Annotated in this window: 21 protein-coding genes; 20 read left to right on the top strand and 1 reads right to left on the bottom strand. The window is 36.0% G+C overall.

Annotation, left to right across the window (positions count from 1 at the left end; genetic code table 11):
* The first annotated feature begins 22 nt into the window (after positions 1-22).
* The 12 genes from BK585_RS20485 (at position 23) to fliT (ending at position 11,649) form a co-directional block, all read left to right on the top strand.
* Positions 23-1,846 carry a motility associated factor glycosyltransferase family protein gene (locus tag BK585_RS20485; protein WP_078555823.1) on the top strand — a complete coding sequence of 608 codons (1,824 nt, stop codon included), beginning with the start codon at positions 23-25 and terminating at the stop codon, positions 1,844-1,846.
* A 113-nt stretch (positions 1,847-1,959) separates the two neighbouring features.
* Positions 1,960-2,958 carry an NAD-dependent 4,6-dehydratase LegB gene (locus BK585_RS20480; RefSeq protein ID WP_078555822.1) on the top strand — a complete coding sequence of 333 codons (999 nt, stop codon included), beginning with the start codon at positions 1,960-1,962 and terminating at the stop codon, positions 2,956-2,958.
* On the top strand, positions 2,955-4,106 hold the full coding sequence (locus BK585_RS20475) for a LegC family aminotransferase (protein ID WP_078555821.1): 1,152 nt from the start codon (positions 2,955-2,957) through the stop codon (positions 4,104-4,106). Before BK585_RS20480 ends, BK585_RS20475 begins: the two co-directional genes overlap by 4 nt.
* Before the next feature lie 11 nt (positions 4,107-4,117).
* A complete protein-coding gene (gene neuC / locus BK585_RS20470; RefSeq protein ID WP_078555819.1) occupies positions 4,118-5,275 on the top strand; it encodes a UDP-N-acetylglucosamine 2-epimerase in 1,158 nt (385 codons plus the stop codon).
* Positions 5,272-6,348, top strand: a complete 1,077-nt coding sequence (gene neuB, locus BK585_RS20465) for an N-acetylneuraminate synthase (RefSeq protein ID WP_078555818.1) — start codon at positions 5,272-5,274, stop codon at positions 6,346-6,348. Before neuC ends, neuB begins: the two co-directional genes overlap by 4 nt.
* A complete protein-coding gene (locus BK585_RS20460) occupies positions 6,345-6,977 on the top strand; it encodes an acetyltransferase (RefSeq protein WP_078555816.1) in 633 nt (210 codons plus the stop codon). Before neuB ends, BK585_RS20460 begins: the two co-directional genes overlap by 4 nt.
* The gene (locus tag BK585_RS20455) at positions 6,974-8,023 is read left to right on the top strand and encodes a nucleotidyltransferase family protein (protein WP_078555814.1); all 1,050 of its coding nucleotides are present in this window, start codon (positions 6,974-6,976) and stop codon (positions 8,021-8,023) included. The genes BK585_RS20460 and BK585_RS20455 overlap by 4 nt, the downstream gene beginning before the upstream one ends.
* Positions 8,020-8,718, top strand: a complete 699-nt coding sequence (locus BK585_RS20450) for an acylneuraminate cytidylyltransferase family protein (protein ID WP_078555812.1) — start codon at positions 8,020-8,022, stop codon at positions 8,716-8,718. Before BK585_RS20455 ends, BK585_RS20450 begins: the two co-directional genes overlap by 4 nt.
* Positions 8,719-8,902: 184 nt before the next feature.
* A complete protein-coding gene (gene flaG, locus BK585_RS20445) occupies positions 8,903-9,226 on the top strand; it encodes a flagellar protein FlaG (RefSeq protein WP_078555810.1) in 324 nt (107 codons plus the stop codon).
* A 16-nt stretch (positions 9,227-9,242) separates the two neighbouring features.
* Positions 9,243-10,826 (top strand): flagellar hook-associated protein 2, encoded by a 1,584-nt coding sequence (locus tag BK585_RS20440; RefSeq protein WP_078555808.1) that lies wholly within the window; start codon positions 9,243-9,245, stop codon positions 10,824-10,826.
* A 47-nt stretch (positions 10,827-10,873) separates the two neighbouring features.
* Positions 10,874-11,281, top strand: coding sequence for a flagellar export chaperone FliS (gene fliS / locus BK585_RS20435; protein WP_078555806.1), 408 nt, complete (start codon positions 10,874-10,876; stop codon positions 11,279-11,281).
* Positions 11,281-11,649 (top strand): flagellar protein FliT, encoded by a 369-nt coding sequence (gene fliT / locus BK585_RS20430; RefSeq protein WP_078555805.1) that lies wholly within the window; start codon positions 11,281-11,283, stop codon positions 11,647-11,649. Before fliS ends, fliT begins: the two co-directional genes overlap by 1 nt.
* A gap of 175 nt (positions 11,650-11,824) precedes the next feature.
* Here fliT and BK585_RS20425 read toward each other — a convergent pair whose 3' ends face one another.
* Positions 11,825-12,772: a DUF6612 family protein gene (locus BK585_RS20425; RefSeq protein ID WP_078555803.1), complete on the bottom strand. Its 948-nt coding sequence runs from the start codon at positions 12,770-12,772 to the stop codon at positions 11,825-11,827.
* A gap of 747 nt (positions 12,773-13,519) precedes the next feature.
* On the opposite strand from BK585_RS20425, the gene BK585_RS20420 reads away from it, so the two are divergent.
* From BK585_RS20420 to BK585_RS20380, 8 genes are all read left to right on the top strand, one after another.
* The gene (locus tag BK585_RS20420; protein WP_078555801.1) at positions 13,520-13,717 is read left to right on the top strand and encodes a cold shock domain-containing protein; all 198 of its coding nucleotides are present in this window, start codon (positions 13,520-13,522) and stop codon (positions 13,715-13,717) included.
* 377 nt (positions 13,718-14,094) lie between these two features.
* Positions 14,095-14,640 (top strand): ribosome hibernation-promoting factor, HPF/YfiA family, encoded by a 546-nt coding sequence (hpf, locus tag BK585_RS20415; protein ID WP_078555799.1) that lies wholly within the window; start codon positions 14,095-14,097, stop codon positions 14,638-14,640.
* Positions 14,641-14,869: 229 nt separating this feature from the next.
* Positions 14,870-17,389 (top strand): preprotein translocase subunit SecA, encoded by a 2,520-nt coding sequence (gene secA / locus BK585_RS20410; protein WP_078555797.1) that lies wholly within the window; start codon positions 14,870-14,872, stop codon positions 17,387-17,389.
* A 106-nt stretch (positions 17,390-17,495) separates the two neighbouring features.
* A protein-coding gene (gene prfB, locus BK585_RS20405; protein ID WP_139367604.1) for a peptide chain release factor 2 occupies positions 17,496-18,597 on the top strand; the annotation gives its coding sequence in 2 pieces (ribosomal slippage) (positions 17,496-17,567 and positions 17,569-18,597; 1,101 coding nt in all).
* A 297-nt stretch (positions 18,598-18,894) separates the two neighbouring features.
* A complete protein-coding gene (locus BK585_RS20400; RefSeq protein ID WP_078555793.1) occupies positions 18,895-19,431 on the top strand; it encodes an RNA polymerase sigma factor in 537 nt (178 codons plus the stop codon).
* On the top strand, positions 19,428-19,736 hold the full coding sequence (locus tag BK585_RS20395; RefSeq protein ID WP_078555791.1) for a hypothetical protein: 309 nt from the start codon (positions 19,428-19,430) through the stop codon (positions 19,734-19,736). Before BK585_RS20400 ends, BK585_RS20395 begins: the two co-directional genes overlap by 4 nt.
* Positions 19,733-21,976 (top strand): carboxypeptidase-like regulatory domain-containing protein, encoded by a 2,244-nt coding sequence (locus BK585_RS20390; RefSeq protein WP_078555789.1) that lies wholly within the window; start codon positions 19,733-19,735, stop codon positions 21,974-21,976. Before BK585_RS20395 ends, BK585_RS20390 begins: the two co-directional genes overlap by 4 nt.
* Positions 21,977-22,557: 581 nt before the next feature.
* Positions 22,558-23,724 carry an IS256 family transposase gene (locus BK585_RS20380; protein WP_078555785.1) on the top strand — a complete coding sequence of 389 codons (1,167 nt, stop codon included), beginning with the start codon at positions 22,558-22,560 and terminating at the stop codon, positions 23,722-23,724.
* Positions 23,725-23,837: the final 113 nt, after the last annotated feature.

The following is a 23,837-nucleotide window of genomic DNA, read 5'->3' as shown; positions in this document are numbered from 1 at the left end:
TGTTCTATAAGGAGAAGATAATATGGATTTGCTAACACAAAATTTGAATTATCTCCAAGAAGTAAATCAAAATTTATATGACCAAATAACGAATATGGATATAGAATTGTCTCATTACTCTGTAGAAACGATGTTTAGTAAATTAAATAATCTTGTTATTTCAGAGAACAATGAAAATATTCATATGTATGATGAAAAAATATTGATAGATGAAATAACATGTATGCTAGAAAGTACAAAAGAAAGTAAAAATATAATCTTCTTTGGCCTAGGATTGGGGTATCATATCCAGGAATTAATTAATCAACAGCATGTTCGTAAAATTATAATTGTAGAACCTGACTTAAAGAATTTATTACTCTTTATGAATTTCTACAATTTAGAATTATTTTTGGAAAACAATAAAATAGAACTATTAATTTTTAACGATGTAGACGAAGCATTAAGGGATTTAGTTACTAATTTTGGTTCTATTTTTAATGATAAAATTAAAGTTGAAACCTTTAGTTTTTATAAAAAATACTATAAAAATGAATATATAGAATTTTTAGAAAAAATGGTTAGATATTATTCAAGTAATGTTATAAGTATGAACACACTAATTAAGTTTGGTAAATCATATATTGAAAATGGACTGTTAAACTATATAAATCATCTTGAAGAAAGCATTATAATAGATAATCTGTTTGAACAATATAATGGTGTTCCGGCAGTAATTGTTGGTGCAGGTCCTTCACTAAATAATCAACTGCACTTATTAAAGGAATTAGATGGCAAGGCATTAATTTTTGCCGTTGGTTCTGCGATGAATATTCTAGATAAACATGGAATTAAACATCATTTTAAAGTTGCTTTAGACCCTAGTGAAATGGAAGCTAAGTATTTTTCGAAATTGGAAAATAAAGACACAAATCTTATATATATGCCATCTTTAAATCACAAGTCTATGGAAGATTATACAGGTCAAAAGTATTACTCTAGATTAGCAGTTCAACAGGAATATGTTTTTCTAGAAGAATGTTTAGAAATTAATAGTAGTTCCATTAAAGGTGGTGGGACTGTTTCCATGGCTACAGTTGATATTGCCTATAACTTTGGCTGTGACCCAATTATATTATTAGGCCAGGATTTAAGTTACACTCCTGATAAATTCTATGCTGATGGTGCGGTTAATACAGAGCACATAGCTATAAATGAAATTGTAAAAAAAGATATATATGGGAATGATGTTTTAACAAATGAAGGCTTATATGCCTTGAAATTAGGCTTTGATGAGTTTATTGCGAGTAATTTCAAAGATCGTCCTGTAAAAATATTAAATTGTTCGGAAGCAGGATTAGGTATTGAAGGAGTAGACAATTGTAGTTTTGAAAAAACATTGTCTATATATTGCTCTAGTGATGTTACAGATTTAAAAGATAGTATTTATCCTGAGAAACACCGATTAAAAAACAGTACAGTAAAGGAGAAATTCCTACATTTAAAAGAGGAACTTAAAGAGATAAAAGGTACTCTTACTAAAGCCTTAAAAATAATTAATGAAATGTCCACAGTACTTAAAATTGGACAAAATGACCGTAAGCTACGTTATTATAACGGAAAGTTAAAAGAAGAAATAAAGAGTTTAGAAAAAATAGATGCATTCCAGTTATGGCTCTTACCTATATCCGAAGCTAGATTATTCTTAATAGACGACCTATTCGAAAAAAAGTATGAATTCATTGAGAATGAAAAAGTAACAGAACAACAAAGAGTTTATATTGATTTTATGAAATTACAATATGTTGAAATAGAAAGAATGAACCAGTTTGTAATCGACGTTTTAGAGAAAAGCGAAATTAAATAGTATACAAATTGTTTAGTTAGCTCGGCGTTTGTGTATTATATATATGAAATAAATTAAACTTACTTAGAGGTACCTCTAAGTAAGTATTTAAATTTTATAAAAGGGTGATTTGAGTGAAAAACGTTCTAGTAACAGGAGCAGATGGCTTTATAGGGTCCCATTTAACAGAGGAATTAGTTAGGCAAGGGTATAATGTGAGAGCTTTTGTCTACTATAATTCCTTTAATTCGTGGGGTTGGTTAGAGCATTCTCCAGAGAATATTAAATCTCAAATCGATGTATTTTCAGGAGATATCCGAGATCCTTATGGTGTAAAGGAAGCTATAAAAGATTGTGATACAGTCTTACATCTTGCCGCCCTCATAGCTATTCCGTATTCATACCATTCTCCAGATACATATGTTGATACAAATATTAAAGGGACTTTAAATGTTTTACAAGCTTGTCGCGAATTGAATGTTGAGAAGGTTGTTCATACATCTACAAGTGAAGTATATGGTTCTGCTAAATTTGTTCCAATTACAGAGGAACATCCATTGCAAGGACAATCACCATATTCAGCAACTAAAATAGGTGCTGATCAGTTGGCGATTTCCTTTTATAACTCCTTTAATGCGCCAGTGTCCATTATTCGGCCTTTCAATACTTACGGTCCAAGACAATCAGCTCGAGCTGTTATTCCAACAATTATTACACAGTTAGCAAATGGAAAGAAACAAATTAAGTTAGGATCACTTCACCCTACACGTGATTTTAATTACGTAAAGGATACCGTGAATGGTTTTATTAAAGTTGCAACTTCTCAAAGAGCAATTGGCGAAGTAATTAACATTGGAAGTAACTTTGAAATTTCAATTGCTGAAACAGCCGAATTAATTGCTGAAGCAATGGACGTTGAAATTGAAATTGTTTCTGATGAACAAAGATTTAGACCGGATAAAAGCGAAGTTGACCGATTGTGGGCATCCAATGAGAAGGCTAAAAAATTAATTGGATGGGAGCCTTCATATGGTGGAAGAGAAGGTTTCATACGTGGGATAAAAGAGACAGCATCATGGTTTTCTATACAGGAAAATTTAAAAAACTATAAGGCAGATAGGTATAACATATGATAACGCTAGAACAGAAAATTGAAAATGCGATACGAAGTGTTATTCCCAACCAAGAGTTCACTCCACTAAGTGAACCATCATTTAAAGGAAAAGAATGGAGCTATGTTAAAGATTGTTTGGATTCAACATTTGTATCCTCAGTTGGAAAATATGTCGAGCAGTTTGAAGAAAATCTTGCTGAGTATACAGGGGTTAAGCGAGCTATAGCGGTAGTTAATGGAACGGCAGCTTTACATATAGCACTAAAAATAGCGGGCGTAGTAGAAAATGACGAAGTTCTAATTCCAAGTCTTACATTTGTTGCAACGGCAAATGCTGTATCTTATTGTAACGCTATCGCTCATTTTGTAGATTGTGATGAACAAACTTTAGGCATAGACCCATTTAAGTTAACAGAGTACTTAAATGAAATTGCTCTTCTGAAAAATGGTCACTGTATAAATAAAAACACGGGTAGAAGAATTAAAGCTGTTGTTCCAATGCATACATTTGGACATTCTGTTAATATGGACCCACTCTTAGAAGTTTGTAAACTGTATAAAATAGAGTTGGTAGAAGATGCGGCTGAATCTTTGGGTACTCGCTACAAGGGGCGTCATACTGGAAGCTTTGGTAAGGCAGCTGCTTTAAGTTTTAATGGTAATAAAATCATTACAACAGGTGGTGGTGGTGCCATTCTAACAAATGATGATAAGTTAGCTGATTATGCAAAGCATATAACAACTACTGCCAAGGTACCTCATAGTTGGGAATATACACATGATGAAATAGGTTATAATTATAGATTACCTAATATTAATGCAGCAATAGGCTGTGCTCAGTTAGAACAGTTGCCCATCTTCCTAGAAAAAAGACGTCATATTACCGAAAAATATCTAGCTGCCTTCCGAAAAATTGAGGAAGTTCGTCTTTTTGTAGAACCTAGTTTTTCAAAGAGTAATTATTGGTTGCAGACAATACTGCTTGAATCTTCATTTGAGAATAAAAGAGATGACCTATTATCACATTTGAATAATACAGGTCTTATGGCGAGACCTGTTTGGAAGGCACTACATCAGCTGGAAATGTATAAAGACTGTCCGCGAATGGATTTATCAGTCGTTGAAAAATTAGGAAGTCGAATTATTAATATTCCAAGTAGTTTCTAGGAGGTGCTTAAATGGATCAACGTAAAGTATGTGTTGTTACTGGTACTAGAGCTGACTATGGGTTGTTATACTGTCTATTACAAGAAATTAAATCTAGTGAAGAATTCCAATTGCAAATTGTTGCAACAGGAATGCATTTATCTCCGGAATTTGGCCTAACCTATCGAATAATTGAAGAAGATGGTTTTCATATTGATGAAAAAGTAGAAACACTTCTTTCAAGCGACACTTCTATTGGTATCGCAAAAAGTATTGGATTGGGTGTAATTGGTTTTGCTGAGGCATTTGGAAGATTACAGCCTGATGTTATTGTATTGTTAGGAGACCGCTTTGAAATATTTGCTGCAGCTCAAGCTGCACTTGTTACAAAGATCCCTATTGCTCACATTGCAGGTGGAGATACTACTGAAGGCGCGTATGATGAAGCATTCAGGCATAGTATTACGAAGATGAGTCACCTACACTTTGTTACAAATAAACAATCTGAAGCTAGAGTTAAACAGCTAGGGGAAAATCCTAACTATATATATAATTTTGGTAATCCTGGATTAGATTATATCAAACAAGTAAAGTTGCTTTCTAAAGAAGAGTTGGAAGAAAGTTTGAATTTTAGATTTAAGAAAAAAAACATTTTAGTTACGTATCACCCCGTTACACTAAGTAGTCAATCATCGCAACAACAGGTTACTGAAGTACTTGCAAGCTTAGATCAACTAGGTGATTCTGTAGGTATTATTTTCACTATGCCAAATGCAGATAATGACGGGCGAGAAATTATAAAAATGATAAATAATTTTTGTGAAACAAGACCTCATACTAAGGCATTTACTTCGTTAGGACAGGAAAGATATTTTAGTACAGTTAATATGGTTGATGTAGTTGTTGGAAATTCTTCTAGTGGAATATATGAAGTGCCCTCTTATAAGAAGCCGACAGTAAATATTGGAGATAGACAAAAAGGTAGAACAAGACCTAATTCTGTTATTGACTGTAAAGTGAACCAGGAAGCTATTTCTAAATCCATTGAGAAAGCCTTTAGAATGGATTGTACTAATATAGTTAACCCTTTTGGAGAAGGAGATACTTCTGTCAAGATAGTTAAAAGCCTAGGGGAACTTCAAAATTTCTCGACTTTAATTAAGAAACGCTTTTTCGAGGTGAAGTTATGAGTAGAACATATATAATTGCTGAGGCTGGTGTTAATCACAACGGTTCAATTGAACTTGCAAAAAAGTTGGTAGATGTTGCTGCTGAAGCTGGTGCAGATGCTGTTAAATTTCAAACGTTTAAAGCAGATAAATTAGTTGTAAAATCAGCTACAAAAGCAGATTATCAAAAAACTCTTACTGACAAAGAGGAATCTCAGTATACAATGTTAAAAAAACTAGAACTTTCTGAGAGAATGCATTTTGAAATTGCTGACCAATGTAAAGAAAAGGGGATTGATTTTTTGTCGACTCCTTTTGACACATATAGTTTGGAGTTTCTTGACTCGGTAATGGATGTACCAATATTTAAAATTCCTTCTGGTGAAATTACAAATGGATTGCTTCTACTAAAAATGGCTCAAACTAAAAAGCCATTAATATTATCTACTGGAATGAGTACCCTGGCAGAGGTCGAAGCTGCATTAGCAGTTATAGCATATGGTTACACCGAAAAAGAATCACTTAATATCTCTAGTGATTTATTTAGTCAGGCATATGCTTCACAAGAAGGAAGAAAAGTTATACAAGAAAAGGTTAGTATATTACATTGTACTTCAGAATATCCAGCACCAGTGGATGAGGTTAATTTACGAGTAATGGATACTTTACGTAAATCATTTGGACTTCCAGTTGGTTTGTCAGACCATACTCAAGGGATTGCTGTGCCCATTGCGGCTGTAGCAAGAGGAGCTAAGATTATTGAAAAACATTTCACTATAGATAAAACATTATCAGGACCAGACCACCAGGCCTCTTTAGACCCTCAAGAATTAACCAATATGATAAAGAGTATCCGTGAAGTAGAACTTTCGTTAGGAAATACAATAAAATTCCCTACAGCCTCGGAAGTGAAAAATAAGGAAGTTGTAAGAAAAAGCCTTGTTGCAAATACCAATATAAGCAAAGGTGAAATTCTTACTCCGGATAATATAGCAGTGAAAAGACCTGGTAATGGCATTTCCCCAATGAGGTATTGGGAGATTGTAGGCACAACTTCTGATAGAGATTATCAAGAAGGCGACCTTATACAATGAAAAGACCTGTTATAGTAGTTGGCGGTGGGGGACATGCCAAAGTATTAATAGACATTCTTAAGTTAGAAGGAAGGGATATTATAGGTGTTACTGAAAACGATACAAGTAAAACTAATGTTTTAGATATACCTATTATAGGTGATGATGATTTAATACTTACTTTTCCCAAAGATAAAATAGAGCTCATAAATGGAATAGGTTCAGTTAAAACTGTAAAGGTACGTAGAGATATTTATACTCGATTTACTAAATTAGGATATCGATTTGCAACTCTTATTCATCCATCTGCAATTATCGCTAATGGTGTTAGTCTTGATTTGGGCGTACAAGTAATGGCAGGAGCAATTATTCAACCTGGTTGTAGGGTTGGTGAAAATACTATTATTAATACAAGATCATCAATTGACCATGATTGTATAATTGGTTCGCATGTCCATATAGCTCCAGGAGTAACGTTATCTGGGGGAGTTATAGTTGAAGATAACGTACACGTAGGTACTTCAGCGACTGTAATTCAAGGGATTAGTATAGATGTGGGAAGTTGTATTGGTGCAGGTTCAGTAGTCTTAAAAGATGTTAAGAGGAATTCGAAAGTAATGGGTGTTCCAGCGAAGGAGGTAAAATCATGAACAATTGGGGTAGTATAGTAGTTAAACCTTCTACAAGTATAATGGATACAATTAAACTTATTGATCAAATGGGTATGCAAATAGCTATAGTCGCTAGTGAGGAGTATCAACTTTTAGGTACGGTTACTGACGGAGATATTCGAAGGGCGATACTTAAGAATATACCTTTGGACAAGCCAATTAATTTAGTTATGAATCCTAATCCTCGATTTGCAAAATCATCAGATAAGGAAAGTAAAATACATTCGATAATAAAAAATACAAGTATAAAACATCTACCCATTGTGGATGAGAATAAACGTATAGTGAACATTATTTCTCTAGATGAATTAATAAAAAGTGAGAAAAAGGAAAATGTTGTAGTTTTAATGGCAGGGGGATTAGGGACGCGTCTAAAACCTTTAACTGATAATATCCCAAAACCTCTTTTACGGGTTGGCCCTAAGCCAATATTAGAGACAACATTAGAAAGTTTTGTCGCATATAACTTTAGTAATTTTTATATCTCTGTTAATTATAGGGCCGATTTAATAAAAGGTTATTTTAATGATGGTTCAAAATGGGGAACTAACATTCAATATATTGAGGAGAACAAAAGATTGGGAACTGCTGGTGCTTTGTCGTTATTACCGGAGTCTATAAAAGGTCCTATCATCATTATGAATGGTGATGTTCTTACTAAAGTTAATTTTGATGAATTGTTAAAATTCCATGAAACACAGGGTGCTGCAGCAACGATGTGTGTCCGTGAATATATATATCAAGTCCCTTATGGGGTTGTAAAAACAAGAGGGAATCAAATAGATAAAATTGAAGAAAAACCATCTTATAAGTTTTTCGTCAATGCAGGAATTTATGTCTTAAATCCTGAAGTAATCGACTTAATACCGAAAGATGAATTTTATGATATGCCAACTTTATTTGAAGTACTCAATAAGAATAAATATACTACAAATGTTTTTCCTATCCACGAATATTGGTTAGATATAGGGCAAATACCAGATTATGAAAAAGCAAACCTTGAGTTTACTGAGGTATTCACATGATTGGTGGTAAAAGAATACTTGGAATAATTCCTGCTAGAGGAGGTTCAAAAGGAATCCCTAGAAAAAATATAAAAGACTTAGGAGGTAAACCTTTACTAGCATGGACAATCGAAGAGGCAAAAAAGTCAAAATACATTGATAAACTGATTTTGTCTTCTGAGGATGAAGAGATTATTTCAATAGCAAAAAAATGGGGGTGTGATGTACCATTTAAAAGACCCAATGAATTAGCAGAAGACAATACTCCGGGTAGCGAACCTGTAGTACATGCATTACAACATCTTCCAGGTTATGATTATGTGGTATTACTCCAACCTACGTCCCCGTTAAGAAGTATAGAAGACATCGATGGATGTATAAGAAAATGTTATGAAAGTAATTCATATTCATGTGTAACGGTAACTACAGCTGAAAAAAGCCCTTATTGGATGTATAAAGTAAATGGTGAAGGAAGAATGAGTCAAATAATACGGCAAGACAAATTAGAGAGTAGAAGGCAGGATGTGCCAATGGTTTACTCTTTAAATGGAGCTGTGTATGTTGCTAAGGTAAAAGAATTTTTGAGTGAAAAATCATTTATAACCGAAGATACATTAGCTTATGTAATGTCTAAAATAAATTCTATAGACATAGATGACCAAGATGATTTTTCATACGTTCAATATCTTATTGAAAAAAATAAATGGTATCTTTAATAAAAGGTCTAAGTTGTGGTTTGAATTATTACCCCATTTACTACCAAATGATGTTTGTAGGGGAGCCGCTTTAATTAGGGCTTCTTTTTTTTACATCCGAAGTATAAAGTTGAAGATTTATTGTTAAAGGTTTTTGAGAAAATACCGATATAAATATAAAAGCAACACGGAAGGAGAGCGGACAATGGAAATTGGACGCAGTCAAGGGACACACTTTAGTACGATTCAATCAAAGCAAGAGGTACAAGTTCAAGCGAAAAAAGTCGATAATGTAAAAGAGGTAGCATACTCAGATATTGAAAAAAAGGTAGACAGCGTTAATCAGTTCTTAAAAAATACAAATACAAATATAAAGTTTAATTTGCATGAAGATTTAAATGAATATTATATAACTGTCATTGATGAAGTAACTAAAGAAGTAATTAAAGAGGTACCTCCCAAAAAATTACTAGATATTTATGCAGCAATGGTAAAAACATTAGGAATATTTATTGATAAAAAGATTTAAAAAGGAGGAATCGTTAATGAGAATTGGTGGATTAGCTAGTGGTTTAGATACGGAGAATATGATTCGACAACTTATGAGAGCAGAGCGTCAACCACTAGATAGATTTATGCAGAGGAAGCAAACCATAGAATGGCAACGTGATGCCTACAGAGAAATGAACACAAAGCTAAAGACTTTAGAGGAATCTGCATTTTCATTAAGACTTACATCAGCATTTAATACTAGACAGGTGACTTCGTCAAATCCTTCTGCTTTCACTGTAACGTCAAACTCTAGTGCTCGTACAGGGTCTTATCAATTCCAAGTATTGGAAGTTGCGTCTAGAACAACAAATATTAGTGAAGCTACTATTTCAAATGGTAGTTCGAAAGTTTCGCCAAACACTACAATGAGTTTGCAAACAGATGCTTTTGGTACAGATATTAACAATTACCATGGGGAGAGCTTTACCATTTCAACAGTAAACAGTGAAGGGATAGTTGAGAATGCAACTTTCACAGTAAATACGGGTGAATCATTAAATGATTTATTTAAAAAGATTAATGATTCTAACTTAGGAATTAAAGCATTTTATGATAGTACTTTTGACAAGGTTGTTATCGAACGGAAAACCACAGGTGAGTTTGGAAATGTACCTAATACTACTAATGAAATATTATTTAGTGAATCTCGCTTCTTAACTGATATATTAAAGATAAAACAAGAAAATGAAGTTTCAGGAAAAGATGCTCATGTTAAATATACAGACCCTATCCTAGGTGAAATTGAGACTACATCAAAAACAAATCAGTTAACTATAGGTAGTATGACATTTAACATAATGCAAAGGACAGCTACTGAAACAGTAACAGTAACTTCAAATACGGATCAAGCATTTAATAACATCAAAAACTTTGTAGATAAATACAATGAAACAATATCAATAATACAAGGCAAGCTTAATGAAACAAAGCACAGGGGTTTCCCTCCATTAACTGATGAGCAAAGGCGTGAACTTTCTGACCGTGAAGCAGAGTTATGGGATGAAAAAGCTAGAAGTGGGTTATTGCGTCGAGACCCTATATTAACTTCAACCCTAAATCAAATGAGGACTTTGCTTTATACTCCAGTAAAAAATAGTGGAGAATTTAACCATATATCACAAATAGGAATTACTACTACAAGTAATTTCCGTGATGGTGGAAAATTAGAGATTGATGAGAATAAGCTTCGAGAAGCGCTAGAACAAGATCCCCTTGCAGTTCATCAATTGTTTAACAATGTTGCTGATAAATCATTAACTGATATCCCGAGAGACCAGCGAACAGCTGAACAAAGAGCAGAAATTGAGAGCCAAACGGGGTTAGTAGCGAGAATTCGTACAACAATAAGCAGTGAGATGGATAAAATATTAAACAGAGCTGGTAATACAAACCGAACAAATCAACAGTTTGTACTTGGAAGAGAATTAAACGACGTTGATAGCCAGATAGACCGTTTTCAAAGAAGACTGGCTGATATTGAAAGTCGTTATTGGGCACAGTTTAGTAGAATGGAAAAAGCAGCAAATGAGGCAAATGCTCAAAGTATGTCATTAATGCAAGCATTTATGAATTTCTAAGAGATAGATAATATAAAATACATTGTAAGAGAGGGTTGTTATAAAATATGGCTATGCCTAACGTTCAAGCAAGAGCTTACCAACAAAACACAGTATCTACAGCCTCCCCTGGAGAGCTTACACTCATGTTATATAACGGTTGCTTGAAATTTATTAAGCAAGCAAAAGTGGAAATTGGTACAAAAAATATAGAAGCAAAAAATGTAAATATAACTAAAGCCCAAAACATCATAAGAGAGCTTATGGTTACTTTAAAAACAGAAACAGAAATGGGAAAAGAAATGCTTCGTTTGTATGACTTTATTTTAAACCGTTTAATTGATGCTAATATCAATAACGATGTTAAAGCTTTAAACGAAGCAGAGGAGTTTGTTGTGAATTTCCGCGACACTTGGAAAGAAGTCGTAAAAATCGACCGCCAGAACCGTCTTGGAAATGCGGGAGGAAAAGCATAATGAACTCGGTTCATGAGCTTTACCAAATTAGTAAGGCCTTCTCAGAACATGTCGAACAACCTTTACCTAAAGGCGAGGATGAAAGAGACGAATTTATTGCTGAGATTGACTTATATTTAGAAAAAAGAAAACAACTAATGTCTAGTTATGTGCTAACACCTGAAGATTTAACAGATGAAGAAAAACAGCTAGGTCGCGAAATTGTTGACCTTAATACAAAGATTAGTCAAAAGTTAGTTGCAATTAAAGAGCAAATTGGTAAAGACATTGCTGAACTTAAGCTTAAAAAGAAACAAGGCCAAAAATATGAAAATCCTTATGAAGCGCGTACTGACGAAGGTGTGTTCTTCGATAAACGAGGGGTTTAATAATAGAAAAGCGACGGTTGGGAAGTATTATTCCCAACCGTCGCTTTGTTACTAAGGTATTATTCGAAGTAGAGCAATGGCTTCGCACGCAACACGTCAATCAAGAACACCACTTTTGTTTGACTTTAAAAGACAGTAGCGGCTTCAATCAGTGCTACTAAGAAAATTTCTTTTCTTATTCAAGTTCCAATTCTATGTCTTCTAATTCTCCAAGATCAAAATCACCTAAGCCTTCGAAGTCTAAATCGATGGCATTTTCAAGTACTTCGGCTGGAACAGAAATATCTCCAACTCCGTTAATATTTGTTATTGAACCTTCCATGCTTTGTTTGATGGTAAGTGTTTCTCCTTCGACTGTCATGCTCATCTCAATGTAAGAAACCACTTTTGTTTGAAATGATGTTTCTTTATCAATGTGAATTTCATACTCGAATGTACTGATTTCCATCGTATCGAAGAGTTCATCAAGCTGGCCAGCTCCTGTATCGAACATGGCCATCGCTTGTGATGCAAGTTCCTTAATATCAGCGCCTTCGCCATTTACAGAAATGATATAACTTCCATTGTCTTCTGATAATGATAAGTTAGTACCGAATTGTTTTAATAATTCAAGTTGTTCTGTAGAATCAACTTGCATATCCATCGCTCCGAGCATATCAGCAGAGTACTCCATTGGGATTTTAGTCCAGTTCTCTGTATATTCATCTTTGATGTACATGCCATCTTCCGTAAAATAAGACTCGGTTGTCATTTCACCAATTCCAGCTTCATCCATAACCATAGTCATGTTTTGATACATTGTCATTGGTTCTAGAATGATGTCAGACTGTATTGTCATTTTCACTTCATATGAACCTTCCCCTGGCATGTTCATATCCTGAACCATATCCATTTGCATCGAAAAGTTTTCTACACTATTCATAGTATCAATCGATTGTTGTAGGATGTCTTCAATGTTCTTTTCATCACCGACATCTGCTACTGCCTCAGTAGTTTCTTCCTCTAATTCTATTTCTTCGTTTTCAACATTAGATGCTACTGGCTCTTGGTCTGCTGGCTCACTACATGCTGCTAATAGGAATAGGATTAAGGCGCTTGTAAGTACGATTTTTAGTTTTTTCAAAATCAAAATACCTCCCCAAAATTGTTAAGATATAACTATACAATGAGTTGTTAATTTATAACAGTGTAAAAAGAAGTGTTTTTGTATGAAAAAAGAGCAGTCATCTTAACGCTATTCGATGGGATATAAGTATCTACCACGAAAACGCAAAGAAAACTGCCCAAGCTTTTGTCTTATAACCTATGGAATGCATAATACGGGTGAAGGGACAAAGAAGAGGAACATGCTTATACATCAGAGTCTTAGGAGGGATAAGACCGGTCATAAGCATTTTGCTACAGTTTATTGAGGGGGATAAACTGTATCAAAGTTGAGGTTCTCATATATGAGGGGTATATGAGATTAAAGATAGTATACACTATTAATTTGCTCTTGTGTTGAATTTTGGAAAAATAAACTGAAAATTGCAAAGATTAATCATATTATCCTATATCTTCTTTAAATATCCTAACATAAATTTTTCAAAAGAGGGTATGGTAGTAATGAACATGTTCCACCTGCTTTTATAAAAACGATAAAAGTTAACCCTAAAATGGCCATTGATAAGCTTGTCAATGTTAGATAAAAAGCAAGCGAAAGAGGGTAAAAAGGTGTAGTTTGTGAAAGCGCATAACACACTGGTATATCAGCGCAAACCTTGTCGATTTTAAGGTGATAAAATGATTTGACTATGGCATTAGCAATCTGCTATATTTAATTTGTGGAACAAACTACCACAGGATTTAATGACGAAGGGAATGTGAAAGAATGCAAGGAAAAGTAAAATGGTTTAACGCTGAAAAAGGTTTCGGATTCATCGAGCGCGAAGACGGTGACGATGTATTCGTACATTACTCTGCAATTGAAACTGAAGGTTTCAAAACTTTAGACGAAGGACAAGTTGTAGAGTTCGAAATCGTTGAAGGTGCACGCGGTCCTCAAGCTGCGAATGTAAACAAGCTGTAATTCACATTGCTCTTATGGAATTTGAATCAAGCTTAACACAACGATAAACATACACCCACTTCAAGATTTTATACTTGAAGTGGGTTTTTATAATATAAAAGATAAAGCATGTGGAATAAATTGGTATTATAGTGACGAACCTAACATAAGCTTCATTACTACCATGCAAGAAACCCTTAATAATCGCTGTCGTAAGTTTCCTGAATATTTTAGATAGCAATCATCTTACTTGTGCTACATCTTCCAGAACCGAAGATAATCTAGAGAAAACAGCAAGACACAAAAACTTCAATTATTTTCTACAAATTTTGTAGTGTAGGCAGGATTTTTGAAGGGAATATTGAATATGTATGTATACGGAAAGGAGGAGTTTTACTATGAACTTTAACATTCGTGGTGAAAACCTAGAAGTAACTCCAGCATTACGCAGCTATGTTGAAAAAAAGGTGGGCAAATTAGAAAAATATTTCGAGGAATCGACAATTTCTGATGTCCATGTGAATTTGCAGGTGTTTAATAACCAGCAAACGATTGAAGTTACCATTCCGATGTCACAACTTCTACTACGGGCTGAGGAAACTCATACGGATTTGTATGCAGCCATTGACTTAGTAGTAGAAAAATTAGAAAGACAAATTAGAAAGCATAAAACAAAAGTTAATCGGAAATTCCGAAATGATGGAAGCGTCAAATATATGTTTAGAAATGAAGTGCCAGCTGGCCCTACATTTGAAGATGAGGATGAATTTGATATTGTCCGAACCAAACGCTTTAGCTTAAAGCCGATGGATACAGAAGAAGCTGTTTTACAAATGGATATGTTAGGACATAGCTTTTTTGTCTTTTCAAATTCAGTAAACGGTGAAACGAATGTTGTATATCGCCGTAAAGACGGTCGATATGGTTTAATTGAGCCACAATAAAAAAACTAAAGAGGGTGGGACAAAGGTTGGTTTTTACCTTTTGCCCACCCTTAGTTGTGTCCTTGACACACACTTTTTCCATTGATGGACCTAGTGCATTGTGGTTTTATATGTGAGTATTTCTCATTACCTTGTAACAACAGGTACAAACTGTTAAAATTAAGGGTAACTTATGTAACGAATTTATTGTATTTTTAGACTAGTTAGGATAGAGAGGACGAGGACTTACATGATTGGGTTATTGAAAAAGGTAATTGGGGATCCAAGTCAAAAGCAATTAAAGAAATATCAGAAGACTGTAGATGAAATCGTCGCACTAAGCGATGAGATGAAAAAGCTATCTGATGATGGACTACGTAGTAAAACGGAAGAGTTTAAAAAACGAGTTGAGAATGGCGAGTCCTTAGATAAAATTTTACCTGAAGCTTTTGCGGTTGTTCGTGAAGGTTCAACACGTGTCTTGAAAATGACGCCATATCCTGTACAGATCCTAGGTGCCATTGTTCTTCATCATGGCAATATTGCGGAGATGAAGACAGGGGAAGGGAAAACACTTGTAGCCACAATGCCTGTTTACTTAAATGCATTAGCTGGTAAAGGTGTACACGTTGTTACGGTCAATGAATATTTAGCTCGCCGTGACTCTGAAATCATGGGTGAATTATACCGTTTCTTAGGGTTATCAGTTGGTCTGAATTTAAATGGCTTAACAAAAGAAGAAAAAATTGCAGCCTATGCGTCTGATATAACGTACGGAACAAATAATGAGTTTGGCTTTGATTATTTACGTGACAATATGGTTCTTTATCGTCATCAAATGGTTCAACGCTCCCTTAATTTTGCCGTTGTCGATGAGGTAGACTCGATTTTAATTGATGAAGCAAGAACGCCATTGATTATTTCTGGTTCAGTCGAGCGTACGACACAATTGTATCAACAAGCGAATGCGTTTGTTCGTGTCTTAAAGAAAGAGGAAGACTATACATACGATGAAAAAACGAAGAACGTACAGCTTACTGAAGAAGGTGTGAACAAAGCTGAGCGTGCATTTAGCATTGATAACTTATATGACCAAAAATATGTCTCATTAAATCATCACTTAAACCAAGCCTTGCGTGCGCATGTCGTTATGCTTCGTGATACCGATTATGTGATTGAAGACGGAGAAATTGTTATCGTTGACCAATTCACAGGTCGTTTAATGAAAGGTCGTCGCTATAGTGATGGGTTACATCAAGCGATTGAAGCCAAAGAAGGTTTGCAAATTCAACGTGAAAGTATGACCTTAGCTTCTATTACATTCCAAAACTATTTCCGTATGTACAACAAACTTGCCGGAATGACGGGTACTGCGAAAACAGAGGAAGAAGAGTTTAGAAATATTTACGGAATGGATGTTTCAGCCATTCCGACGAATAAACCAATTGCTCGTGATGACCGTCCAGACTTAATTTTTAAAACGATGAATGCTAAGTTTAATGCGGTTGTAAATGAAATTGAGGAACTATATAAAAAGGGGCAGCCTGTCCTTGTTGGTACAGTGAGTGTTGAAACTTCTGAACTCGTTTCGCAGTTATTGAAAAAGCGAAAAGTTCAGCACCATGTTCTCAACGCGAAAAACCACGAAAGAGAAGCAGAAATTATTGAAGGAGCGGGTCAGCGCGGTGCTGTTACGATCGCAACAAATATGGCTGGTCGTGGTACAGATATCAAGTTAGGTGAAGGAGTTCTTGAGCTTGGTGGGTTACACGTACTTGGTACAGAGCGTCATGAAAGTCGCCGTATCGATAATCAGCTACGTGGACGTGCTGGTCGTCAAGGGGATCCAGGTTCATCGCAATTCTATTTATCGATGGAAGATGAGTTAATGCGACGTTTTGGCTCTGACAACATGAAAGCGATGATGGAGCGACTTGGCATGGATGAGGACCAACCGATTGAAAGTAAGCTTGTTTCTCGTGCTGTGGAAACGGCACAAAAACGTGTCGAAGGAAACAACTTTGATGCTCGTAAGCAAATCCTTCAATACGATGATGTCATGAGAGAACAACGCGAAATCATTTATAAACAGCGTATGGAAGTTCTTGAGTCAGAAAATTTACGTAAAATTGTTGAAAACATGATTAAATCCTCACTGGAGCGTTATGTAAGCTTGCATACGCCAGCTAGTGAAGTTCCAGAGGATTGGGATTTAGCTGCTCTTGTGACTCATTTGAAATCAACATTGATAAGTGAAGAAGAGCTGACTGAAAAAGAAATTAAAGGCCTTGACCCAGAAGAAATTATTGATTTGGTGTATGATAAAATCATTCAAAGCTATGATAAAAAGGAAGAACAATTCCAATCAGAGCATATGCGTGAGTTCGAAAAGGTTATTATGCTTCGAACAGTTGACCGCAAATGGATGAATCACATTGATCAAATGGATCAGCTTCGCCAAGGAATTCACCTTCGTGCGTATGGGCAAAATGATCCGTTACGAGAATATAAATTTGAAGGCTATGAAATGTTTGAAGCGATGATTCAATCGATTGAAGATGAAGTGTCGATGTACATTATGAAAGCACAAGTAGAACAAAACCTTGAGCGTAAAGAAGTAGCCAAAGGAAATGCGGTTCACCAAAGTGCATCTGCGGGTCAACCGCAAAAGAAAAAGCAGCCCATCCGAAAAGGAGCAATCACAGGACGCAATGAAAGTTGCCCGTGTGGAAGTGGCAAAAAATATAAGCAATGTTGTGGAAAAGCGTAAGCTATAACTAGCTACGGGGTGTTACAAAGGGGGTTATCCTTTTGGGACACCCCATGTGTTTGAAAAAAATAAAACAAGAACGGGTAAATTACCTAGAGGTGACAGAATGGAACTAGTAGAAATTAAGCAAGAATTAAACAGTATGGCTAAGCGATTAGCGGACTTTAGGGGGTCTCTTTGACTTAGAATTCAAAGAGGAACGAATTGCAGAGTTAGAAGAGAAGATGAGTGACCCTGAATTTTGGAATGACCAAGATGCCGCTCAAACCGTTATTAATGAAGCAAATGCAATTAAGGAAATGGTCAATACGTACAAAGAGCTGCAAGAAGTGTATGATGATGTGGAAGTTACGTATGAGCTTGTAAAAGAAGAAGACGATGAAAGCTTACTGGATGAGCTGCAATCTGGTGTGAAACAGCTAAGCAAAGATTTAAACGAGTACGAACTTCAGCTTTTACTTAGTGAGCCATACGATAAAAATAATGCCATATTAGAATTGCATCCAGGTGCAGGCGGAACGGAATCCCAAGACTGGGCTTCGATGCTTTTGCGTATGTACACACGCTGGTCTGAGCGCAAAGGCTTTAAAGTAGAAACGATGGACTACTTACCTGGTGATGAAGCAGGCGTAAAAAGTGTAACCTTGTTAATTAAAGGCCACAATGCCTATGGCTATTTAAAAGCAGAAAAAGGCGTGCATCGTCTCGTTCGAATCTCTCCTTTTGATTCATCAGGTCGACGCCACACCTCATTCGTATCGTGTGAAGTCATGCCTGAATTAAACGATGATGTCGATATTACTATCAATACAGAAGACCTTAAAATCGACACGTACCGTGCAAGTGGAGCTGGTGGTCAGCATATTAATACAACGGATTCAGCCGTTCGTATTACACACACACCAACCAACACAGTGGTAACCTGTCAAAGTGAACGATCGCAAATTAAAAACCGCGAGCAAGCGATGAAAATGTTAAAGGCAAAGCTCTATCAATTACGAATTGAAGAGCAGCAACAAGAACTCGATGAAATTCGCGGGGAGCAAAAGGAAATCGGATGGGGCAGTCAAATTCGCTCGTATGTCTTCCATCCATATAGCATGGTAAAAGACCACCGAACAAGCTTTGAAAGCGGAAATACAAATGCCGTCATGGACGGAGAACTAGATGGGTTTATAGATGCCTACTTGCGTTCAATGATGAAGTAAATTTAGAGTTAGTAAGGGGGACGAGTGTAACTCGTTCCCTTTTTTGAGATCTTTTTTGACATCTCCTCGTTTTCTTGCGGACACAGGATCCCTTATTTTTATTAAAAACGATGATTTTTTGTTCTAACGGACACAGAGGCACTTATTTGCTATAAAAGTAGTGAAAAATCGAATATAGTAGGCAAATAGAGGATCGTATGTCCGATACAGATTTAAGAAATAATTTACTCTTTTTGCAACCTAGTTTGGTTGAGAAGGGTCTACTATATAGAGCGGGTTTTGGTTGGGAGCGATGACATGGAACAACTTGTTGAGAGATTAAAGCAAAGAGAGGAAGCAGCCTTAGAAAAGCTGATGGATGAGTTAGGTGATTACTTTTATCGAATGGCTTTTCTATTAATAAAGGATCGTTTTGAAGCTGAAGAAGTGGTTCAGGATTTATTTATTTTATGTTTTGAGCAAATTGATAGCTTACGAGAGCCATCAAAGCTAAAAAGCTGGCTAACGACAATTGTTGTGAATCTGTGCCGAAAGCGATTAAGGAAATGGAGTTTTCGCCATATTTTTTTACGAACGAATGAAGAGGAAATGGATGAAGCTGCTAACGTGAATATTGAAAAGGAAGTTCTCCAAATAGAGTTAACGCAACAGCTTACCGCCCATATACGTTCTTTAGACTATAAATATCGCGAAACACTCACTTTGTATTATTTTGGAGATTATCCGGTATCAGAAATTAGTGCCATCTTAGAAATGAAAGAAAACACAGTGAAAAGCAACTTAGCACGTGGACGGAAACTATTAAAAGAACGGTTGGAGAGTGAGCCGAAATGAATCATGAGAAAAAAGAAATTCGTTATAAGCTTGAGCAAGAGTTAGAGTCGTACACGTTTGAACGAAAGAAAAATGTCTTGAAGAAAACTCATCCGAAAACGTTTATTGAAAGATATGCGGCATGGTTGGATGGGAAAATAACCATTCCTGTTTATCCCGTATGTGCCGCTCTTGGAGTCGCCTTTTTGCTTGTAAGCGTGCCATTATTAACACCTGAACAACAAGATGGTAAAGGTGAACTCGTTGACCTAAAAGGCAGTATTTATTGGAGCGAGATGATAGAAGAAAGGTTGGGTGGGGAATGAAGGTCGAGTTTAAAAGAAAACACATATTATATGGCGTTAGTAGTTTTCTTATTTTATTACTAGTAGCCATTCAGTTTGTCCTACCTGCTGTTCAAGAATATCAAGTCAAACGTATGATAGCAGCAGACCACCCGAATACAGGAAGTGAAATTATAGAATTAATCGAAAATGCCACTGGAACACAAAAGAAGTTACGTTTAATTGAAGAATATATTATATCTTGGAAAGACCGAGGGGAGCGTCATCCTATTTATATGAGTCCTGGGTTTGGAGTCATGCATGGAGGTTCTACTCAATGGAGTGGTTTTACAGATGAAGAAATTGAACCCTACCTTTATTATTATCTAGAGCATGGTCCTAGAGACTGGCGTTATGATGAAATTATTGTTCATTTTACAGATGAAGTTCGAAAGGAAAAGGGTACTGAGACAGCGTTGCAATTTCTAGATGAGAAGGAAAAAGAATTGATTGAACAAGGTGCTCCTTCATATCGAGAAACATTTTTCTTGAAAAAATCTGAGTTATTGCTCGAGGAAGGAAGAATAGAAGAAGCCATTGATATCTTGTTGGTGGTTGAGGCTGAACAAATAGAATCGTACGAAGAAATTGATGAATGGGAGTACCACCCTTCTCAAATGTGGACGACTACGATGGTAGAGGCCCTTCTTGTGAAAGGAGATCTAGAAGAGGCATTAGTTCAAATTGAAAAATGGGAAAAAGGAGAAGAAACTTGGCGTAACCAATTCGAAGATGAGGACGAAGTTCCAGTTGATTCTGACCACCCATTAATGAGCTTGAAACAAACAATAAAGCAAATGCAAGAGAATGGGAGCATACAAGAGAATGGAAGAGTCTTTGGAAAGATTACAAGAGAAGATGGAACTCCGTTAGAAGGAGTTTTCGTATACTTACGTGACGAACATAACCTTAATCGAAGTGTACATCCCGATTCTGAAAGATATGTGGCAAAGACCAACTTTGAAGGGGAGTATGAATTCCCCAATGTGTATTCCGGAGATTACCAAATTGGGTTAGGGCTACAATATTCACATGTCGACGGCTATTCGTGGCCAATGGACTCTTATGAATGGATACATGTAAAAGATGGTCAGTCGGTATCATATGATATTACGTTACAACCTTTGATTGAAGTCATTGAACCTGTAAATGAGGAGATCATAACAGAAGAGAGGATAAAATTTGAATGGGAACCCGTAAAAGAGGCTGCGTACTATAGCTTATCTTTACAATTTCATCATGAACACGCGATATACTCACGTATCGTCAAAGAAAAAATAACCCAGTCTAGAGTTGACATATCACTGGTAGATATTGCTCCTCTATTAGATGGCGGTTATTCGACCGATAACAATGGAAATGTCGTGCTAGAGCCAGAAAAGTTACTTGGATTTTTAAACCCGAATGCAACAATTTCATGGTCTATCCAAGCTTTCTCAGAAGATGGGAAAGAGCTAGCTCAAAGTAACGGCTACCGATTAACAGAAGACACGGTTGGCAACATTCCATTCTTTACATTGAAAAATAGAGAACTTTCAGCCAGTGATAAACTGCTTTTAAAAGAAGACACGGAAGGTGCTTTAAAAGGATATCAAAAAGATTATAGAGAGGACCCACAAGACCTTCATGCTCTTCGAATGATAACGGTATTGCTCCAACCACATTTACGAGACTCTGAAGATGAGCAATTGAGCGAAATGTACCAAAGTCACTTAGAAGTTTTAGCAGAACAAACCAACCATCCTAATTATTATATACGCTTAGCAGAATTGGCGAATGCAGATAAGAACTGGGAGACGTATAACAAATGGTTTACAAAATATGTAAGCATCATAATCAAACAGGGCGAACCATTAATCCCAAATATTGCGCAAGACCAAGCGAAAGCTTTATTTCAGCAAGGAGATTTAGAGGGGACTAGAAAATGGTTAAACGATGGACTCGAACAAGAACGTGGAAATACAATCATTGCTGATGTGCTCGCTTTAGAATTGTACATCGGAACAGATAAGGAAGAGATAGTAGACATCGCAAAGCAACACCCGTATAAGTATAGAAAATTTAAGGATTTATCTGCGCTAGTGAAAGAGGTTGAGGTAAATCAATCGTTTCTAGAGGCTGTCGATACGTATTTTAGGGATGGTCGGGAAAAAGCGAAAGCAAAACTATCCACTCTGGAGCATGCTCCTAATAAAAAGTTTATCGAATTTCTTATTCAGTAAAATGGAGGGGACGTACCTAGCTAAAACATCTGCAATGGCTTCACTTGCCACAAAGCCCGTTGTGAGGAAACCACTCACAACGGGCTATAAAAGAAGGTGGCGTTTCGCTCATTGCTTAGAGGGTAGGACAAAAGGTAAAAACGAGGCCATTGAAAAAGTACAAACCAACTTTTTCAATGCCTTTGATTATGGTTGCAATGGCTCCACTCGTTGCCCGCCTGCTACGAGAAACCCACTCGTAGCAGGCTTGTAAAAAAAGCAACGGTTACGCACATTGCATCGAAGGCACTGTAAAAGTAAAAAACCGAACTTTTTCAGTGCCCTCGGTAAAAACAACCTTTAGTCCCACCCTCTTGTTTTGCTTACGGACACACAGTACCTTATTTTACGAAAAAACGATGATTTATGATTCTAACGGACACAGATGCACTTATTTGACTAAAAAGTGAGTAAAAACATAGAAATTTCATGAGATAGAGGATTAAGTCCGTATAATTGTGTAAAAACAAAAAGAGTCATTTTATACCTTCTTGGCTACAATGTTTAACAACCACGAAAAACATGAGAAGAGGGAATATAAAATGACTCAAATACAGTTTAACCTAGATATTGATGTTTTAAAAGAATCTGTGATGAATTCGAATATTGATGCCGTTGTAAAATCTTCAATTGTATTAGTTCTTAATGAGTTTATGGAGAAAAAACGGGATGAGCATTTACAAGCATCTGCCTATGAGCGTTCTCCAGAACGCCGGGATTACCGTAATGGATATTATGAGCGTGAGCTACTGATTAGTATTGGAAAAATTAAATTACGTGTACCTCGTACAAGAGAAGGAGACTTTTCAACTTCTATATTTGAACGGTTTTCTCGCGTAGACCAAGCACTAACTCTTTCTATGTTAGAAATGGTGGTAAATGGGGTGTCAACACGAAAAGTAAAAAACATTGTAGAACAACTTTGCGGAGAAAGTGTATCCAAATCATTTGTTTCGTCCCTAACGGAGAAGCTTGATCCTGTTGTGAATAAATGGGCTAATCGACCACTTAATGTCCAGTATTTTCCTTACCTCTATGCAGATGCCATGTATATTAAGGTGCGTGAACATAATAAAGTTGTACCCAAAGCAGTCTATCTTATGACGGCAATGGATGAGGAAAAAAAGAGGCAAGTTATTGGATTAAAAATAGACCACGCTGAGAGTTTCGAGGCGTGGCAAGGGTTCTTCAGTGATTTAAAAGCGCGAGGACTCCAATCTCCTAAACTTATTGTCTCTGATGCCCATGCTGGATTAAAAAAGGCTATAGACCGAGAATTTATCGGAACTTCATGGCAAAGGTGTTCCGTTCACTTTAAACGAAACATTATTAATAAACTTCCCAAAAAAGGGTCTAGCCAGGTCATAGCAGATTTGAGAAGAATATACCAAACAATCTCTTGTGAAGAAGCAAGGAAATTTAAAGATGACCTTCTCATGAATCACCAAGATAATCCCAAGTTGAAGAAGGCAATTGAAATCCTTGAAGACGGATTTGAAGAATCCATTCAATATTTAAATGAACCAAAAATGTATCAACGACACCTATCAAGTACCAACTCGTTAGAGCGTCTAAATCAGGAAATAAGAAGACGAGAAAGAGTCATTCGTATTTTTCCAAATACACAATCAGCTTTTCGATTAATTGGGGCGCTATTAATGGAGAATGAAAACCTTCAGTTAAATAGGAGATATACTCTAAAGCCCTAAACCAGCGAGCCGCGCGAAGCGAGATTTTGGTTACTTGGATGGGGTCCCCCCATCCAAGTAACCAAAATCAAAAACTAACTATATATCATTATAGGTTGTAACATTGTAGCTAA

Source organism: Bacillus alkalicellulosilyticus, from assembly GCF_002019795.1.
GTDB classification, from domain to species: Bacteria; Bacillota; Bacilli; order Bacillales; family Bacillaceae_F; genus Bacillus_AO; species Bacillus_AO alkalicellulosilyticum.
This window is presented reverse-complemented; position numbering and strand designations above follow the sequence as displayed.

Excerpts from the sequence above, each read along its gene's own strand:
- BK585_RS20485 (WP_078555823.1), top strand. The coding sequence starts at position 23 with ATGGATTTGCTAACACAAAATTTGAATTATCTCCAAGAAGTAAATCAA.
- BK585_RS20475 (WP_078555821.1), top strand. The coding sequence starts at position 2,955 with ATGATAACGCTAGAACAGAAAATTGAAAATGCGATACGAAGTGTTATT.
- neuC (WP_078555819.1), top strand. The coding sequence starts at position 4,118 with ATGGATCAACGTAAAGTATGTGTTGTTACTGGTACTAGAGCTGACTAT.
- neuB (WP_078555818.1), top strand. The coding sequence starts at position 5,272 with ATGAGTAGAACATATATAATTGCTGAGGCTGGTGTTAATCACAACGGT.
- BK585_RS20460 (WP_078555816.1), top strand. The coding sequence starts at position 6,345 with ATGAAAAGACCTGTTATAGTAGTTGGCGGTGGGGGACATGCCAAAGTA.
- BK585_RS20455 (WP_078555814.1), top strand. The coding sequence starts at position 6,974 with ATGAACAATTGGGGTAGTATAGTAGTTAAACCTTCTACAAGTATAATG.
- BK585_RS20450 (WP_078555812.1), top strand. The coding sequence starts at position 8,020 with ATGATTGGTGGTAAAAGAATACTTGGAATAATTCCTGCTAGAGGAGGT.
- flaG (WP_078555810.1), top strand. The coding sequence starts at position 8,903 with ATGGAAATTGGACGCAGTCAAGGGACACACTTTAGTACGATTCAATCA.
- BK585_RS20440 (WP_078555808.1), top strand. The coding sequence starts at position 9,243 with ATGAGAATTGGTGGATTAGCTAGTGGTTTAGATACGGAGAATATGATT.
- fliS (WP_078555806.1), top strand. The coding sequence starts at position 10,874 with ATGGCTATGCCTAACGTTCAAGCAAGAGCTTACCAACAAAACACAGTA.
- fliT (WP_078555805.1), top strand. The coding sequence starts at position 11,281 with ATGAACTCGGTTCATGAGCTTTACCAAATTAGTAAGGCCTTCTCAGAA.
- BK585_RS20420 (WP_078555801.1), top strand. The coding sequence starts at position 13,520 with ATGCAAGGAAAAGTAAAATGGTTTAACGCTGAAAAAGGTTTCGGATTC.
- hpf (WP_078555799.1), top strand. The coding sequence starts at position 14,095 with ATGAACTTTAACATTCGTGGTGAAAACCTAGAAGTAACTCCAGCATTA.
- secA (WP_078555797.1), top strand. The coding sequence starts at position 14,870 with ATGATTGGGTTATTGAAAAAGGTAATTGGGGATCCAAGTCAAAAGCAA.
- BK585_RS20400 (WP_078555793.1), top strand. The coding sequence starts at position 18,895 with ATGGAACAACTTGTTGAGAGATTAAAGCAAAGAGAGGAAGCAGCCTTA.
- BK585_RS20395 (WP_078555791.1), top strand. The coding sequence starts at position 19,428 with ATGAATCATGAGAAAAAAGAAATTCGTTATAAGCTTGAGCAAGAGTTA.
- BK585_RS20390 (WP_078555789.1), top strand. The coding sequence starts at position 19,733 with ATGAAGGTCGAGTTTAAAAGAAAACACATATTATATGGCGTTAGTAGT.
- BK585_RS20380 (WP_078555785.1), top strand. The coding sequence starts at position 22,558 with ATGACTCAAATACAGTTTAACCTAGATATTGATGTTTTAAAAGAATCT.